The sequence below is a fragment of the Lysinibacillus sp. 10T31 genome (assembly GCF_056394365.1).
On record NZ_JBFTHS010000143.1, the window covers coordinates 1 to 966 of the forward strand.

A 966-nucleotide genomic window follows, 5' to 3' on the forward strand; every position below is an offset into this window, starting at 1 on the left:
TTGCCGCCTCCATATGTTAGATATGTGATATCGGTTAGTAATACTTTTCCTGCCACACCTTGCTTGAAGTTGCGGTGTAAATTGTTAGGGCATATGCGATGTTCCTTCGTTGCTTTTGCCATGCGACGCGCTGGGTTTGCTTTTCGAATGGGGCAGATGATATTAAATTTTTTCATAATGCGACGGATACGTTTGAGGCTGTATGTAATTGCATATTGGTTTTCTAGTGTCATTTTTATTTGACGTGCGCCTTTCTTTCGACCTCGAAAATGAAAGGCCTTTAAAATGACTTCTTTCACCACTTCATCTTCTTCATTCTGTTTTTGACGAGTCAAGACAGCTTCTTCTCTAAAATAGCGATAGTAGCCTGAGCGTGAAACATTTGCGATTTCACAAAGATATCGTACCATTCGATTTAATTGATATTTTTCAATAATTTGATGGATTAACTCAAATTTTTGTGTAGTACTTATTTTGATTTCTTCCTTATCAGCTGCCTTTCGAGTTGATCTAGCTTTTTTAAAAATTCGTTTTCTGCTTCTAACAATTTCATCTTCGCCTCTAAGCGTGCGTATTTTTCTTCTAAACTTAATTCACGCTCTAAAGGGCGACCTGAAGTATGTTTTCTGGCATCTTCTAAACCTGTTAWCCCATGCTCTTTRTAAGCCGTACGCCAACGATTCGAAGCTCTCTGAATACGTGTTGGACCAAGGGCTTCAATGTCAAAACCCGCCTCAAGGAAAATTTCACTTGGATACTTGCCTTTATCATATTCATCAATAAAAAATTCTTTAAATTCATCTGTATAAGTAATRGYTTTCGCGCTTACCGTTTTGACRTATGGATTTAATTTTAATTGTGCCTGTTGTTGTTTCGAAAATAAATTCTTAGTCATACTATTTACCACCGCTCGTTTTTTTCTTCATTATAAACAAAAATACCCTATAAGATGACCTTTTTGAAAGT

The 966-nt window shown here is 36.4% G+C and carries 2 protein-coding genes; both read right to left on the minus strand.

All coding sequences use genetic code 11. The features are described from left to right. Window positions 1–335 (minus strand): IS3 family transposase (locus AC1DCY_RS27185; protein ID WP_477355806.1); only part of this gene is annotated, 335 nt, incomplete at its 3' end. 134 nt (window positions 336–469) lie between these two features. Next, on the minus strand, window positions 470–895 hold the full coding sequence (locus tag AC1DCY_RS27190) for an HTH domain-containing protein (RefSeq protein ID WP_477355809.1): 426 nt from the start codon (window positions 893–895) through the stop codon (window positions 470–472). Window positions 896–966 lie beyond the last annotated feature (71 nt).